This is a genomic window from Sulfitobacter sp. HI0027 (assembly GCF_001634775.1).
In the GTDB taxonomy this organism is placed as follows: domain Bacteria; phylum Pseudomonadota; class Alphaproteobacteria; order Rhodobacterales; family Rhodobacteraceae; genus Sulfitobacter.
Genome location: NZ_LWER01000318.1, coordinates 1 through 302 on the forward strand (window position 1 = coordinate 1; position 302 = coordinate 302).

Annotated in this window: 1 protein-coding gene; it reads right to left on the reverse strand. The window is 59.6% G+C overall.

Annotated features, from left to right (window positions below; genetic code table 11):
• A partial coding sequence (locus A3722_RS24375) for a hypothetical protein (protein ID WP_161488229.1) occupies window positions 1–302 on the reverse strand: 302 nt, incomplete at both ends.

Sequence of the window (302 nt, forward strand, 5' to 3'; positions counted from 1 at the left end):
AGGGTTGAGATCGCGCATGGGGTTTAACAGGCGCGATTTCATCGGGTCCGCGAATTCTCCGGCAAAACGCTCGGCCAACCCCATCGAACGCCCCTGCTTGACCTCTTCTGCCCAGAAGGACGGGAACACGTCCAGCGGATCGCGGACCACATAGACCAGTTCGTAGGTGTCGAACCCGAGAAGGCCGGACAAGACATCGAAGTTCGCGGGCTTCCAGCGGCAGAACCCCTCGGCGGACAACACGATGCTTTGGCCTTTGGCACGAGCTGTCTCACCCAAGGTCTTCAGCACATTGCGATAGG